Origin of the sequence: Thalassotalea eurytherma, assembly GCF_030161415.1 — a bacterium.
Taxonomy (GTDB): Bacteria; Pseudomonadota; Gammaproteobacteria; order Enterobacterales; family Alteromonadaceae; genus Thalassotalea_G; species Thalassotalea_G eurytherma.
Map to the genome: position 1 here is coordinate 32,868 of NZ_BSSU01000004.1, position 15,268 is coordinate 48,135.

The 15,268-nt window shown below is 38.7% G+C and carries 11 protein-coding genes; 8 read left to right on the forward strand and 3 right to left on the reverse strand.

The features are described 5' to 3' along the window. Positions 1–46 precede the first annotated feature (46 nt). Complete coding sequence (locus QQK02_RS04120; protein WP_284206686.1) at positions 47–826, forward strand: TatD family hydrolase; 780 nt, start codon at positions 47–49, stop codon at positions 824–826. A gap of 134 nt (positions 827–960) precedes the next feature. After that, a complete protein-coding gene (locus tag QQK02_RS04125; protein ID WP_284206687.1) occupies positions 961–1,107 on the forward strand; it encodes a hypothetical protein in 147 nt (48 codons plus the stop codon). A 156-nt stretch (positions 1,108–1,263) separates the two neighbouring features. Here QQK02_RS04125 and QQK02_RS04130 read toward each other — a convergent pair whose 3' ends face one another. Continuing rightward, entirely contained in the window at positions 1,264–1,875 is a 612-nt protein-coding gene (locus tag QQK02_RS04130) for a hypothetical protein (protein ID WP_284206688.1), read from the reverse strand. A gap of 123 nt (positions 1,876–1,998) precedes the next feature. Between QQK02_RS04130 and serB the strand changes: the two genes are divergently transcribed. Then, positions 1,999–3,057, forward strand: a complete 1,059-nt coding sequence (serB, locus tag QQK02_RS04135) for a phosphoserine phosphatase SerB (protein WP_284206690.1) — start codon at positions 1,999–2,001, stop codon at positions 3,055–3,057. Here serB and QQK02_RS04140 read toward each other — a convergent pair. Beyond that, positions 3,049–5,529: a PilZ domain-containing protein gene (locus tag QQK02_RS04140; protein ID WP_284206691.1), complete on the reverse strand. Its 2,481-nt coding sequence runs from the start codon at positions 5,527–5,529 to the stop codon at positions 3,049–3,051. The two genes, serB and QQK02_RS04140, sit on opposite strands and share 9 nt — an antisense overlap. Before the next feature lie 264 nt (positions 5,530–5,793). On the opposite strand from QQK02_RS04140, the gene radA reads away from it, so the two are divergent. The 4 genes from radA (at position 5,794) to arfB (ending at position 12,344) form a co-directional block, all read left to right on the forward strand. Beyond that, positions 5,794–7,179 carry a DNA repair protein RadA gene (gene radA, locus QQK02_RS04145; protein WP_284206692.1) on the forward strand — a complete coding sequence of 462 codons (1,386 nt, stop codon included), beginning with the start codon at positions 5,794–5,796 and terminating at the stop codon, positions 7,177–7,179. Positions 7,180–7,337: 158 nt separating this feature from the next. Then, positions 7,338–9,596 (forward strand): S9 family peptidase, encoded by a 2,259-nt coding sequence (locus QQK02_RS04150; RefSeq protein ID WP_284206693.1) that lies wholly within the window; start codon positions 7,338–7,340, stop codon positions 9,594–9,596. Positions 9,597–9,858: 262 nt separating this feature from the next. Then, on the forward strand, positions 9,859–11,865 hold the full coding sequence (locus QQK02_RS04155; RefSeq protein ID WP_284206694.1) for a methyl-accepting chemotaxis protein: 2,007 nt from the start codon (positions 9,859–9,861) through the stop codon (positions 11,863–11,865). A gap of 71 nt (positions 11,866–11,936) precedes the next feature. Beyond that, positions 11,937–12,344: an alternative ribosome rescue aminoacyl-tRNA hydrolase ArfB gene (gene arfB / locus QQK02_RS04160; RefSeq protein WP_284206695.1), complete on the forward strand. Its 408-nt coding sequence runs from the start codon at positions 11,937–11,939 to the stop codon at positions 12,342–12,344. A gap of 7 nt (positions 12,345–12,351) precedes the next feature. Here the strand turns inward: arfB and QQK02_RS04165 are convergent, their stop codons facing one another. Continuing rightward, positions 12,352–13,368, reverse strand: a complete 1,017-nt coding sequence (locus QQK02_RS04165; RefSeq protein ID WP_284206696.1) for a LacI family DNA-binding transcriptional regulator — start codon at positions 13,366–13,368, stop codon at positions 12,352–12,354. A 169-nt stretch (positions 13,369–13,537) separates the two neighbouring features. Here QQK02_RS04165 and pgi point away from each other — a divergent pair, with 169 nt between their 5' ends. Next, positions 13,538–15,190 (forward strand): glucose-6-phosphate isomerase, encoded by a 1,653-nt coding sequence (gene pgi / locus QQK02_RS04170; RefSeq protein ID WP_284206697.1) that lies wholly within the window; start codon positions 13,538–13,540, stop codon positions 15,188–15,190. Positions 15,191–15,268: the final 78 nt, after the last annotated feature.

Here is a 15,268-nt window from a genome sequence, read left to right on the forward strand (position 1 = left end):
GTTCGAATTATTACACTAAGGCTATCAATCATTGATAGCCTTTTTTATGCGCTTTACAGACAGTCATTGCCACCTCGATTTTGATCCACTCAGTCATCAGCTACCCAACTTACTCTTAGCTTGCAGTGAAAGAAGCGTTAAACGAATTGTTGTGCCAGGAGTATCGCCTGATAATTGGCAACAGGTTTTGGCATTAAAAAGCACTAACCAGGTGACTATTTTTAAGGCCCTAGGCATTCATCCTTGGTATTTGAAAGGTTTAGATGAAAGCGTATTAGCTTGTCTGGAAAACTTAATAGTTAACAACCAAGATAAATTAGTGGCGGTAGGAGAAATAGGCATAGATGGCAAAATTGCAGAACAACAACATAACCTACCCCAACAAATTCAATTTTTTGATCGCCAATTAGCGATTGCTAGCAAACGTAAGTTACCGGCTATTATTCATCATAGAAAGTCCCACCCAATCATTGTTGAACGACTAAAGAGTCTTCGTTTTGAACAAGGAGGGATTATTCACGCATTTTCAGGTAGTTATCAACAAGCTAAGCACTACATTGATAGAGGTTTTAAGTTGGGAATTGGCGGAACGATTACCTATGAGCGCGCAGAGAAAACGCGTAAAACCGTCTCAAAATTACCGTTAAATAGCATGGTATTGGAAACAGATGCGCCCTCAATGCCTATTTTTTCACAAAAAGAGCCACACAATAGCCCTTTAAACATTCCACTAATTTTTAATTGTTTAACAAAGCTTCGCGCTGAATCCGCAGAACAACTCGCTTTTCAGTTAGAAAACAACATAACTTCAGCTTTCAATTTATGAAAACTTTAAGCATAAAAATCAACACGTTAAATTAAAAACACGTAATTACCGGTATATTTTGCAAACAAAACGGTTCATTTTTGAAAGTAAAGATGAAATAATACACACTCAATTACACGTAGTAGGGTTGGATTATGGCAACTTCAGAAGCAAATCAAACACAGTTTAATGAAAGCAACAACGAACAGAACACTTCATTAGAGCAGCAATTAGCTGACGCTAACAAGCAAATTGAAGAGCTAAGACTGCAAATCTCTTGGCTTGAGCGTTCATACGAATAATTGAGAACAGACCTATTCATTTGTTATTCTGCGAGTTCATATGAACTCGCTTTTTTTTTACGCGAAATAAAAAACAGAATCAAAAAGAAATATTACACAAGAAGCAACAAGCAAGTAACAACCGCTTATTTTACGATGCTATAACGGTATAGAAGCTCATTGATCTTTGTTTGTTTGGACACGAGCTACTCTTTTTTTCGACAAGCTACGCGCCAATAAAACACCGATAATTCCCGCCAAAATAAAGAGCAAACGTGATTGCTCAAAAAGATGATTAATCGAATTCGTCAATGGCATTTTTATATGTTCATCATGCAAACTGATGCCTACATAGCCTAACAATTGAGTTGTTCTTATTTCGCCGATGAAATGTGTCGCTTTTAGCTGTGCTTCATCAACGTTTTCAGTTAATTGCGTGTTCAATTCGTCACGAGTATTTGCTAGTGATGACTTAGCGATAACTTGCCCAGTAGGATCATAAAAGGTGACTTTCCTTATGAAGGCTTGTTGACTTACTTGCTCAGCCAGCCGAGATAACGCTTTACGATCCCCTTGCTCAAGTGTAATAGCGGCGCTATTAGACAATTGTTGCAACTGAAGTTGCCCTACTTGCTGGTAGTATTCGTGAATATTTTCAGCGCTTTTTTGACTACTAATAAAGTGGATATTCAAAACAACCAACATAAGCACAATGACTATAGTTAATTGCAGAATTTTATTATAAATCGTCGATAATTTAAGGTATAAAGGCAATTCGATTCGTTTCATAACATGAAAATTTTACACAGCTTAGCTTAACTATACTGGCTTAGCAGTAGTTTTAAAATGTAAACGTAATAAATAGTTTAATAAAAACAATACAGATTTATCACCTCAAGGTTGTATTTAATTATGTCGATGTCTCAATTTACGTTCGCTTCAATAGCCAATATGTCACTTGCTAACTTGATTAATATCGATGGATTAGCAGAGCTTCCAGCAACTTTTTGTTTTACAGAAACGTCAGTTATCGTGGCGCAGTCTGCATTGTCTGCGCAAGGACAAGGACAAGGTTGCGAATTATCGAACGATAGTACGAGCAATCAACAAGATTTACAGCTTGTTGTATTTTCAGATATCAACATTTCAACACTTCATCAATTATGCCAAGCGTGTGATCTGCAGGTTCTTTCCATTGCGACAGTAAATCACCGAGTCAATACCGTTAGTGTTCGTTTCGATGTCACTTCAGACGATATCGAGGTAAGCCGACAAAAATTGGCTAGTTTTAATATGGAAAAGAATATTGAAGCAGCGCTTGTTAAAGATGCACCAGTGCTAAATGAACCTGGCTTACTTGTCATGGATATGGACTCAACAGCAATTAAAATTGAATGCATTGACGAGATAGCAAAACTTGCAGGCGTAGGGGAGCAAGTTGCAAAAGTTACTGAGCAGGCAATGCAAGGCAAATTAGACTTTAAACAAAGTTTGTATCAACGTGTCGCAACACTTAATGGTGCTGATGAAGCCATACTTCAATCAGTATTAAATAAATTGCCTTTAATGGAAGGCCTTACTGAATTAGTAGCGGTTTTACGTCGTCATAACTGGCGACTGGCTATTGCGTCTGGTGGTTTTACTTATTTTGCCGATTACTTAAAGGAAACACTACCATTAGATGCTGCGTTTTCAAACACCTTAGAAATTATCGACGGTAAACTAACGGGTAACGTATTAGGTGACATTGTAGATGCAAATAAAAAGGCACAAGTACTCGTCTCACTTGCCAAAAAATATCAAATTGATGAAAGCCAAACCGTTGCCATCGGTGATGGCGCAAATGATTTAGTTATGATGGCACAGGCACAACTTGGTGTTGCTTGTCATGCCAAAAATATTGTAAAACAAAAAGCCCAAACAAGCATAAACAAAGCGCCATTACATACCCTCATTCATTGGCTAGCTTAATTTTTTTTTACTCGCTTGCTCAGCCACATACATTTGGTGTCTGAGCATGGCTTCTTTCGTTACATCAAACAGCTCAACAATGCCAGCAACACTCCATATTTCTTGTTCTAACTGCTTTCCGCGGTGAATAGCATAAGAACCAATATAACTTAATTCAGGATTTAGAAAATCCATATTCGGGCTATCTACACGTGATAACTTGGTTTGAATACAAAACAATTGACCACGTTTTAACGCTGTCGCGATAAACATATGACGTAATTTATCGGTACTTAGTTCAAGATCAAACTTGGTGATAACAGCCTTTTCTACAGATTTAACACTGGTATCTATCGATATGTATAACATGCCATGCTCAGGTAGATCTGACGATTGCAAACGCTTCAATGCTGTAGTCAACGCTTCAATCGCGCTCGTATGATTTAACAACGGGAATAGATTCACTTTCCTTGCTTGATCACTTAACCCACGACAAACAGAAATAAAGTTATCGTTCTCATTATTAGAAACCATCAATTCGGTTTTATAACGGCTACCACTTGTTTGGACCAATAAATTGGGTATAACTAGCGCACGAGAATAAATGTTAAGTAACGCTTTACTTAAACCAGGAATGGTTAACGTATGTTCATCAACTTCTAACTTATCTTTATTTTTGTTGATTAATAACTTAAAGAACGTTCGTCCGATATGCTGATGTTGCTCAACATACACTTTCAAGTTGATAATGTTTTTCTTTTTATTGATACGTACCACTTCGTACGGTAATGCACTTAAATCAAAGGCTTTAGTGACTTTTTGCAGGTTTGGGAATGTTAATTTGACAACATCACCACGCTTTAAGAACGCCTCTCTATCTAGTAGAAGCTTCAACCCAGACATTGAAAAATCTTCAGAATTACCTTGCCATGTTACACCATCGACTTCGACAACCGCTGGTGTTTTATATCTAAAACGAGGCTCTGCACGTTGGTTTAAAAAACTAATACCAACAGTGTCTACACGGTTGTTTTCAACATTTCGTTTATGGCCAAATGACCTTAATTTCTTCTTATCAATATCGCTGTAATGATAGTTTTTATACTCTTCTTTGACGCTTTTACAAGTTAAGTCTTGAGCAACAATGCAATAAGGAATGGTGTCAATTTCTTCATAAACATCGCCCGAAGGTTCATCCATCAAATACTTATCTTTAACTGCTAACGAATTTGACAAGGTTAAGGTTGCGTGTGCACCTTTTTTGTCGACATCAAACAATTTAATTTCAGTCACTGCAAATGACTCTTTAGACGCCGCAAAGCCGATAAACTTGCGCATAAAATCTTTGTCTTGCTCAAGTTGCTTGTTATCTGCCGTATAGAAAAACTGTTGACCGTTGTTTTCATGAATAAAACTGTAAACTAATAGACTTTGGCCTATTTTGGTCGCCATACGCAAGCGAGCAATTCGCTCTTGGGTTAGTAAGCAGTTAATCGTCGAAAACTGACGTTCATCTTGCCAATACTGATAAAGTGCTTGGTTATTATGGCCAGTTAACGCATAAGTAGGTTGATATTTGCCATCAACCGTTTGGATAAATATTGGCAACTCATTAATCTTAGGTAAGACATATTGCTGATAGCTGCGCGCCTTAATTGCTGCGATGGTGTTATCAAGGTTGATCTTATAACGACGTTTATTACCTTGAATAAAGCCTTTCAAAAACTGCCTAAAGCCGTCTTTTTCTTGGCCGTTTTGATAAACGCGATCAAGTCCTACGAGTTGCACTTTATCAATAACTTGTAGGTTTCTAATGGTGTAATCGAAGCTATTGTTTTTACCAAATTGAAATTCTTGTTCTAAGCCAACAAACTGTAAACTAATGATCTGGCCTATTTTCAAGTTTTGTTTTTCAGTAAGTCGTATTTTACAGCCATCAATGCTGATATCAGAGGTCGTTGATAACAACGTATTAGTAGAATCCACTTCAACTTTAACAGCTATCGCAAAGTTCATACGTTCTTCTTTACGATTATAATAAGGGCCTAAACCGACAACATCTGCAGGGTATTGTGTTTTATCAAAAACGCGATCAGCACTACCCATTTTACTGGTATCTGCTACTTGAGATTTTTCACGTTGGTAGATAACACGAAAATTATTATCAGTGTTTTTTACCGCTTCGTACACACCAAAGGTATATGCACCGTAGCTTGCAATACTTTCCTTAAACGTTTGAATGGCGACGTCATCAAGAAAATGTACCTTGCCGTCGTACTCAAACATTTTGCATTCGCCATCAACTAACCCTCGTAAATCAACTAAACGAGTACATGGTTGCGCTAAACGCTTGATTTCCATTTTCAATAAGAATCGATCACTCGTCGGCAGTTTTTTGGTCGCCGTATTATATTTGGCTTCAAAATCACCTTTAAACACTTGCCCACGGAATTGGTCAATGATGCGATTATATTTTGATAAGTCTTTTGACATTGCACCCTAAATTTCTAAACAAATGAAAACACTTTCATTAATAAATATCCTACAAACCTAAGAATAACAATAAGCAAATTACGTACCTAGTATATTTTAATAGCCCATAAACCATGTTTTTACATAGTTAATTCAAGTTTTACTGCGTTAAAAACAGCTAAACGCTCCGTTTCGGCAATTCTTTGACACCTCATTTGCATATTGAAAGTGAAAAAGCGACACTAGCGCCATAAATACTCTCACAATAATTTAGGTAATAGCCGAATGGCAAAAGCGGCAAAAATAGAGTTTGTATGTACCGATTGCGGTAAAAATTATACCCGTTGGCGTGGTCAGTGTGAATGTGGCGCGTGGAATACATTGGCTGAAATGAAAATCCCCGCCAATAGTAAGGCTTCAGGTAAAAAATCAGCAGCTGTAGCTGGTTACGCTGGTTTTTCAGGCGGTGGTTCTAAAAAGATTGACGAAATAGAGTCTTTAGAAGCCGAAAAACGTCCAACGACGATTGGCGAGCTTGATCGTGTGCTAAGTGGTGGTGTAACAACAGGCTCAGTGAATATTATTTCAGGTGATCCCGGCGCAGGTAAAACCACCTTACTCTCAGCGCTTGTAGCTCACATGTCTCAAGATACTGCCTCATTATATTGTACCGCTGAAGAGTCATTATCGCAGTTTAAGAATCGCGTACAGCGACTTAAGTTGGAATATAATTCAGACAACCTTTACCTGTTATCTGAAACCAGTGTAGAAGCTATTATTGAAGAGCTTGAAACCAATCAAATTAAATTTGCTGTTATTGACTCGATACAAGCTGTTGTTACAGAGAATGCCAATGGCACTCCAGGCTCTCCTTCACAAGTTAAGAGCGCCGCACAAGCTTTAACTCAGTATTGTAAACAAAATAACGTCACCATGTTTCTTATTGCCCACGTCAATAAAAACAATGAAATTGCAGGACCACAAACCTTAGTTCACATTGTAGATGCTTTGCTTCATATTGATACCAATGACGGTCAAGTGCGAACATTACGAGCAAATAAGAACCGTTTTGGCGATATCGATACTGTTGGTATTTTCAAAATGACAGAGCGTGGCATGATAAGTGTTGATAACCCTAGTGAGATTTTTCTTTCGGGTTCAACGACAAGTTCCCCTGGTTCAGCAATTACCTGTATTCGTAAAGGTAACCGTAACCTTTTACTTGAGATACAGTGCCTTACAACTGAAATAGAATCTGAGTTTCCACAACGTGTTTGTGTTGGTTTAAATATGAATCGTGTAAAAATGCTAACAGGTATTTTGCGCAAGCATACTAAAACGAAAATATTCCACGATACCTTCTTCAATATTGTTGGCGGATTGAAAATTGATGAATCTGAAACCTGTATCGATTTAGCGTTGGTTACCGCTTTGCTAAGCTCGTTAAATGATTTTGTCGTACCTCGTACAACGTGCATCATGGGTGAGCTGAGTTTAAATGGCGATGTGCGCCCAATTGATAGTGGTGTACCACGTGTAAAAGAAGCAGCTCAGCATGGCTTTGAACAAATTATTATTCCTCATCGAAATTATCATAAGTCGATGGAAACCGCTGGTGCCAAGATCATACCAGTGAAAACTATCCACCAATTACTTGAAATCATTCAGTAAAAAGAAAACCTAACTGCTCTAGTTAGCGCGATAAAAAGCGACGTTTCGTTAAGCAACAATTAAACCTAACGAAACGTCGCTTTGTTTGCTATTATTCGTCGAATTAGTAAAAACTAACAATCTTGATGTTGTTTAATCAATAAAGTTGGATACTCTCCATGAATCATGTATTAAAAAAATTGGCTATGGGTGTTGGCGCAGTAACACTTAGCCTTTCAGCAGTTGCTCAAACAGATGCAACCACTTCAGTAGAACAAGCCAAAGAGCTTACAATAGAGCGAATCTATTCTTCTCCGTCACTTAATGGCACGACGCCTAAGTCGTTACGTTTTTCACCTGATGGTGCACGTGTAACTTACTTGCAAGGTAAAAAAGAAGATTTATATCGCTACGATTTATGGGAATATAATATAGCGACTAGTGAGAATCGCTTGCTAGTGGATTCTAAAGATATTTTTGACGGTGTTGAAAACTTATCGGATGAAGAAAAAGCGCGTCGTGAACGCCAGCGAATTTATGGCTCTGGCATCATGGAATATAAATTTTCGAATGACGGCAAAGCATTATTATTCCCGCTAAACGGTGATCTTTACTATTACAACTTATCAGATAAAAAAGCGAAACGTTTAACAGAAACAGCTGCTTTTGAAACCGATGCTAAGTTTTCACCACAGGCAAATTATGTTTCATTTATTCGAGAGCAAAATATTTTTGCCATAGACATTGCTACCGGTAAAGAGCGCCAGCTAACGAAAACGGGTGGCGGTACGATTAAAAATGGCATGTCAGAATTTGTTGCGCAAGAAGAAATGGGCAGAATGACAGGCTATTGGTGGGCACCAGATGAACAGCATATTGCCTTTTTACATGTTGATGAGTCGCCAGTAAATATTGCAATTAGAAATGAAATATATGCAGAAGACATAAAACTTGTTGAGCAACGTTACCCTTACACAGGAACGCCAAATGTTAAAATTAAGCTTGCTACCGTCAATTTAAAAAGCGAAAGAATTCGTTTTATCGATATCGGTGAAGAAGAAGACATTTATATCCCGCGTGTAAATTGGTTACCTAATGGCCAAGCATTAACGTACCAATGGCAATCACGAGATCAGAAAACGCTTAAACTCAATATGTACACGTTGAAAAAGCGTCGACAAACAACCTTATTAACAGAGACTTCTAACCACTGGATCAACCTACACGACGATCTACAGTTCTTAAGTGACAGCAGACGTTTTATATGGGCATCTGAGCGCAATGGTTACAAACACCTATATTTGTACAACACGAAAGGTGAACAGCTTGCACAGCTTACTGATGGTAAGTGGGTAGTCGATAACCTAAACGCCGTTGATGAAAAAGATGGCTGGGTGTACTTTTCTGGTCGAGCAGATACGCCACTTGAACGTCATTTATATAAGGCGCCACTAGATGGTAAATCGCCAGAGCATGTCGTTCGTGTAACTAAACGAAACGGCTTTCACAGCATCGTGTTTTCAGGCAACCTAAAAACATATATTGATAAATTTTCGAATATCAATACGCCATCTCAAGTTAGCCTACACAAAATTAACGGCGAACATGTTACTTGGTTAGAAGAAAATAAAGTTGATACTAACCACCCTGTTGCACCTTACTACGATCAATTAGTGATGCCAGAATTTGGCACATTAAAATCGGACGATGAACAAGCGACCTTGTATTACAAACTTTATAAGCCTAAGCAATTAGTGCCTGGTAAGAAATACCCTGTTATTGTCAAAGTATATGGTGGTCCACATGCCCAACGTGTAACCAACAAATGGCAAGGTGCCGATATGATTCAATACATGGTGAATCAAGGCTACATTGTATTTCAACTTGATAACCGTGGCTCAAACTACCGTGGTACAGGCTTTGAATTCCCTATTTATGAAAACCTAGGTGATGTTGAAGTCACTGACCAAATTACCGGTGTAAAATTTTTACGCAGCCTTAATTATGTTGACCCACAACGTATAGGTATTTACGGACACTCATACGGTGGCTACATGGCATTGATGAGCATGTTTAAAGCAGGTGAATACTTTCAAGCCGGCGTTTCAGGAGCACCGGTAACAGACTGGCGTTTGTATGACACTCACTACACCGAGCGTTACTTAAATCACCCTGAGGCTAACCCAGATGGTTATGAATCAAGCAGTGTTTTCCCATACGCCGCAGGTTTAAATGGCCCACTTATGGTTTACCATGGCATGGCTGACGACAACGTACTGTTTACCAACACCACCAAGTTGATTAAAACGTTGCAAGATGAAAACAAAGTATTTGAGTTAATGACCTACCCGGGATCGAAGCACTCAATGCGAGGAAAGAAAGTCAAAGTTCATTTAAATAACACGATTATCGATTTCTTCAATCGTCATTTTAAATAAACGAATGAATAAAAAAGGCGGTCAGTTGACCGCCTTTTTTTTTTATTTAGACAAACGATAAATGAATTTATTTCGGTTATAAATTATTACTTTTTTATGACGATTATGTGTATGATGAATTGTCATATTTATGTGGCTGAATAATAAAAATAAACATCAGGCTACGTAAGCTGTTTTGAGTGTTTCCATTCAATTAATTGCTTCATTTTTTTTGCATTATTGCAAGGTATCCTGCTTGTTACTAAAACTTGGGATTTAATAGATGAAAAATAGACCGTCTGTGGTACGTAAAGTACTAGTTTCTATTTCTGGCATAATTGCCGTAATCGCGATTGCTGTTGCCTATTTTGTAACATCAGAGCGCGCTACAAGTGTTGAGCAAACTGTTACACAAGAAATTCGCCGTGCTACACAACAAGCTGGCTACGGAATCCATGAATTTTTTAGAGAGCGTTCACGCGTTGTAACATCGTTGCAAGGCAACCCATTCATTAACGATTGGTTTGCTAATTATTCTCAGCGAGGTTCTGCCATTGACAACGATTTACGCTACCAACAAATTGTTGCTCTCTTCAAATATGAATCTAAATTTGATCCGCAAATAAAATCAGTGTTTTATGCGCCTGCCGCAACGCATGAATACTTTGACATAAATGGTCGCTACAATGATCCTAACTACTTTACGAGTAAACGCCCTTGGTGGTTTGAAGCGCTAGATAAAGATCGTTTATTTATCACAAATCCAGAGATTGATGCAAACGATGGTTCTATCGTGACGTCAATTAAAACGACCGTCTATACGCCTTCTCGTCGCTTATTAGGTGTCTTAGGTATTGATATATTAGCCTCAGAAATCAAGAGTGGTTTAATCGATAAAATGCACTACCAAAATGAAGGTTTTGGCTTTTTATTTACCGCAGATGGTCGCATTATTTCCTTCCCTGATGACGCTAATGACATAGATATGAGTAAACTGCCGACCTTAGATCAAGTTGATAACTTACTCTCACATGCCGACGGTTTTAAAGCGTTACTAAATCAAAGTAAGCCACAAAAAGAATTACTCACTACAGTAAGTTTTAAAGGTGAAGAATACTTAGCCTTAATATCACCTATTATTGACGAGACTATGGCTCTGGATTGGCGTGTTGGCTTTATGGTGCCAATGCACGCAATCAATGATCCCGTAACGCAAACCACATATACTTCAATTGTGTCCGTTATTTTAGTTTTAGCATTAACGTCAGGCGTAATATTCATTACCGTACAGCGCTTGTTAACAAAGCCATTAAAACGCATTACAGTGGCAATGGATGACATAGCAACTGGTGATGGCGATTTAACCAAACGTATGGATATCAATACCAACGATGAGCTGGGTCAATTGAGTGAATCATTTAATACCTTTGTTGAAAACATTCAAAATATCATTACAACCTGTAATAGCACGACACAAAAAGTACTATCAGAGTCAGACGATGTAAGTCACTTAGTCGATGACTTTTCATCAACTGTTGGCGCACAGAAAGGCTATATTGAGCAAATTGCTACTGCCGCCACACAAATGACACAAACAATTCACGGCATTTCTGATAACGCACAAACCTCGTTAGATTACGCAACCCAAGCAGCGCAAGAGTCTCAGGAAGGTAAACAACTTGCCAACAACGCCAATATTTTAATGAATGACTTAGCTGAAGAAGTGAGCCGTTCTACCGATGTTGTTAATGATCTTCATAAAAACTCAGAATCTATTTCTGCAGTATTAGAAGTCATTAAAAACATCGCTGAGCAAACCAACTTGTTAGCACTTAACGCTGCGATTGAAGCTGCTCGTGCTGGTGAACAAGGCCGAGGCTTTGCCGTTGTTGCGGATGAGGTGAGAACATTGGCAAGCCGCACTCAAGACTCCACCGGCGATATTGAAAAAATCATTGTAAAATTACAAGAGTCTGCTGCTGGGGCAGTGGCTGCGATGAATATTGGCACAGAGAAAACGCATCAAGGTGTTACGGTTATTTCAAAAGTATCTGAAAAACTAACACAGATTAATGAAGCTGTTGCACTGATTGAAGAGCAATCTAACGAAGCTGCATCAACAATCAAAGAACAAGCATCGGCTTCAGATGAAATTACCCAACAAACCATCGCGGTTAACGAACTTGCCGATCAAGCAGTAACACAAACAACTGATATGGCGAGCAAAAGCCAATCACAAAAAGCAGTTACCCTAGAATTAACCGAGACAATCTCTCAGTTTAAGGTGTAATTAGTCCTATAAAGTTGTTAGGTGATAACGCTATAATACGTGTTTGTCACCTAGCCCTTTAACCTCACTCTATGAAGATATCTACTACTGTTGAACTAAACCTAGACGACGTTGAAACCTCAGCGATAAGAGCTCAAGGCGCAGGTGGCCAAAACGTCAATAAGGTTAGTTCAGCGATTCACCTTAGATTTGATATCAACAGCAGCTCTCTGCCAGATTTCTATAAAGAAAGGCTACTGACGCTAAAAGATAAACGCTTAACTAAAGACGGCATCATCGTAATAAAGGCACAGCAATTTCGCACCCAAGAAAAAAATAGGGACGATGCAATTAATCGCTTAATTGAATTAATTAAAAGCGTTAACTTTGTTCAAAAAGCACGAAAGCAAACAAAGCCTACTCGCTCATCTGTGCGAAAACGATTAGATAGCAAAAAGCAGCGCTCTCAAGTGAAAGCGATGCGTGGAAAAGTTAAATAACGTTAGATTAAGCTGATTGAGCAGTAGAATCTCTCACGACGAGCTCTGGTGTAAACTGCTCTACCATGACCTGTTGATTTTGCTTCTTAGTTTCAGCAATAAGCAAGTTTGCAGCATTTTCAGCGATCTGTGCCGTTGGTTGGTTAGCCGTTGTTAACTTAGGCCAAGTTTGACGTGAGAATGGGCTATTCTCAAAACCAGCAATAGAAAGTTGTTGTGGAATATCAATATTCATTAATCGCGCTGCAAATAGCGCCCCTGCTGCTATTTCATCGTTACATGAAAATATCGCTGTCGGTTTATTGGTTAGCGACATGAGCTGCTTAGCACCTTCTACACCTGATTCGAAAGAGTACTCGCCGTCGACTACTAAACTCTCTTCAACTTCCAGTCCATTAGCCTGCATTGCTTCTTGATAACCATTAAATCGCTCTGCACTTGAATTATGAGCCTTACCACCGGCAAGAAATGCGACACGTTTATGACCTAAACCAATAAGGTGCTCAGTTATATCAAAAGCGGCTTTATGGTCATTCACCATGACACAGGGTGACAGCTCATCCGGCGCTATTTCGCCTGACATAATGCGGACAACTTTGACATCAAGGTGTGCTAAATGCGCAACAAACTCAGGATTTTCTGAAAATGGTGGAGTTAACACTATGCCTGCGATACGCGACATTTTAACCATCAGTGTTATTTCATCGAGAATGTTTTTAGATTGCGCATTACAGGGATGAATAACCAACTCATAGCCTTTCGATTTACATGCCTTTAAAATACCGTTTTGCATGTCAATCACATAATAAGCGTTAGGGTTGTCATAGATAAAGGCAATAGAATATGACTTTGTACCCGCTAAATTTCGAGCAGCTAAATTAGGTTGATAGTCTAACGCAACAACAGATGCCATCACTTTTTCTTTCGTCGCCTCTCTAACAGACGGCTCATTATTCATCACACGCGAAACCGTTTTTATCGAAACGCCTGCATGCTTGGCAACATCATTGATTGTCGCTTTCATTAAAAATTTAAACCTTTTTCTATTTTTTGTTTTTCTAACGCTAGCGCTAGGTTATTGGCATTTATCAATAATCGCAACTGCCAAATACGATAATTATCTAACACCATCATTTGACAGCGCTGTCATTTTAACTTAATTTGCTTGTATCATTTACTTTTTGGCAACACATATGACATCAAGAACACAACTCACTAGTTGGCAACGCTTAACATCATTGGCCGACAAATATCAAAACCTTAATATCATGTCAGAGTTTCAAGATGACCCGAAGCGCTTTGATAAACATCATGTCGCCCTCGATAACCTTATGTTCGATTACTCTAAAAATCAATTCAACGACGAGATATTCAATGCTTTAGTCAACTATGCCAAAGAGTGCGACATTGAAAAAGCGCGTGATGATATGTTTTCAGGCGCAAAAATAAATCAAACAGAAAAGCGTGCGGTTTTGCACACTGCGCTTCGTAGCACAAGCACTGAACCTTTCTTAGTAGATGAAATTGATATTCGAGAGCAAATCAATGCCGAATTAGACAAAATCAAAAGTTTTGTCAAAGATATTCACCAAGGTGCGCACACAGGTTATTGCGGTAAAACAATTACTGACATCGTAAGTATTGGTGTAGGTGGCTCAAATCTGGGTCCAGAGATGGTTTGTAATGCACTAGAAAACTATGCACATGATACGTTGACTGTTCATTTTGTTTCTAATGTCGATGGTGAACAAATTTCTCAAATTCTAAAACGAGTAGATCCAACCTCCACACTTTTTATTGTTGCATCGAAAACCTTTACAACCTCTGAAACGATGACCAATGCAGCAACGGCTAAGCAGTGGTTACTCAACCATTATCAAAATGAACAAGCGATTGCTAAGCATTTTATCGCAGTGAGCAGCAATCTAGATAAAGTGGCTAGTTTTGGTATCGATCCGAACAACACCTTCGCAATGTGGGATTGGGTTGGCGGTCGATTTTCACTGTGGTCTGCTATCGCCTTGCCAATAGCCCTTTATTTAGGATTTGAAAATTTCCAGCGGATTTTGGCAGGGGGCGAAAATATAGATCAACATTTTGTGAGTGCACCACTCACGCAAAACATTCCAGTGATCATGGCGCTATTAAGCTTTTGGCACGCGACCTTCCTCAACCACCAAAGCCAAGTGATTTTGCCTTATGATCAAGCCCTAACCAAATTCCCTGCCTATTTGCAGCAAGCTGAAATGGAAAGTAACGGTAAGTCTGTATCAACAGACGGTACACCACTGCCCTACCCTACTGTTGCGGCATTATGGGGCGAAATCGGCATTAACGGTCAACACGCTTTCTACCAATATTTGCATCAAAGCGCTAATGTTGTGCCTGCTGACTTTATTGGCTCTATCCATAGCCATACTGCGCTTGATAATCATCACCAAATATTAATGGCGAATTTTTTCGCTCAAAGCCAAGGGCTAATGACTGGGGTAGATGAATCCCAAGTAAAAGCCCAACTCAAAGAAAAAGGGCTTAAGAATGAAGAAATCATTACTTTAACGCCACATAAAGTGCACGTCGGGAACAAACCAACAAATACTCTATTAGTGGATAAACTCACCCCGTTTGCTTTAGGGCAACTTGTCGCAATTTACGAGCATAAAATATTCACGCAAGGTGTATTACTCGATATTTACTCTTTCGATCAATGGGGTGTTGAGTTAGGAAAAGTACTTGCCAAAGACGTAGAAAAACAACTTGCTGAGCAAGAAATTGACAATAACCAAGACAGTTCCACGCAAGGTTTACTTAATTATTTCTTAAATAAACAGCGTCAAAACTGTTGATTAAAAAGACAAAACGAATAAAAACAGGACAAAAAACCTTTAAAAAACAAACAAAACAAAACCTAGGCACAAGTTAAA

Excerpts from the sequence above, each read along its gene's own strand:
- serB (WP_284206690.1), top strand. The coding sequence starts at position 1,999 with ATGTCGATGTCTCAATTTACGTTCGCTTCAATAGCCAATATGTCACTT.
- QQK02_RS04165 (WP_284206696.1), bottom strand. The coding sequence starts at position 13,368 with ATGAAAGCGACAATCAATGATGTTGCCAAGCATGCAGGCGTTTCGATA.
- QQK02_RS04155 (WP_284206694.1), top strand. The coding sequence starts at position 9,859 with ATGAAAAATAGACCGTCTGTGGTACGTAAAGTACTAGTTTCTATTTCT.
- QQK02_RS04120 (WP_284206686.1), top strand. The coding sequence starts at position 47 with ATGCGCTTTACAGACAGTCATTGCCACCTCGATTTTGATCCACTCAGT.
- radA (WP_284206692.1), top strand. The coding sequence starts at position 5,794 with ATGGCAAAAGCGGCAAAAATAGAGTTTGTATGTACCGATTGCGGTAAA.
- QQK02_RS04140 (WP_284206691.1), bottom strand. The coding sequence starts at position 5,529 with ATGTCAAAAGACTTATCAAAATATAATCGCATCATTGACCAATTCCGT.
- pgi (WP_284206697.1), top strand. The coding sequence starts at position 13,538 with ATGACATCAAGAACACAACTCACTAGTTGGCAACGCTTAACATCATTG.
- QQK02_RS04130 (WP_284206688.1), bottom strand. The coding sequence starts at position 1,875 with ATGAAACGAATCGAATTGCCTTTATACCTTAAATTATCGACGATTTAT.
- QQK02_RS04125 (WP_284206687.1), top strand. The coding sequence starts at position 961 with ATGGCAACTTCAGAAGCAAATCAAACACAGTTTAATGAAAGCAACAAC.
- QQK02_RS04150 (WP_284206693.1), top strand. The coding sequence starts at position 7,338 with ATGAATCATGTATTAAAAAAATTGGCTATGGGTGTTGGCGCAGTAACA.
- arfB (WP_284206695.1), top strand. The coding sequence starts at position 11,937 with ATGAAGATATCTACTACTGTTGAACTAAACCTAGACGACGTTGAAACC.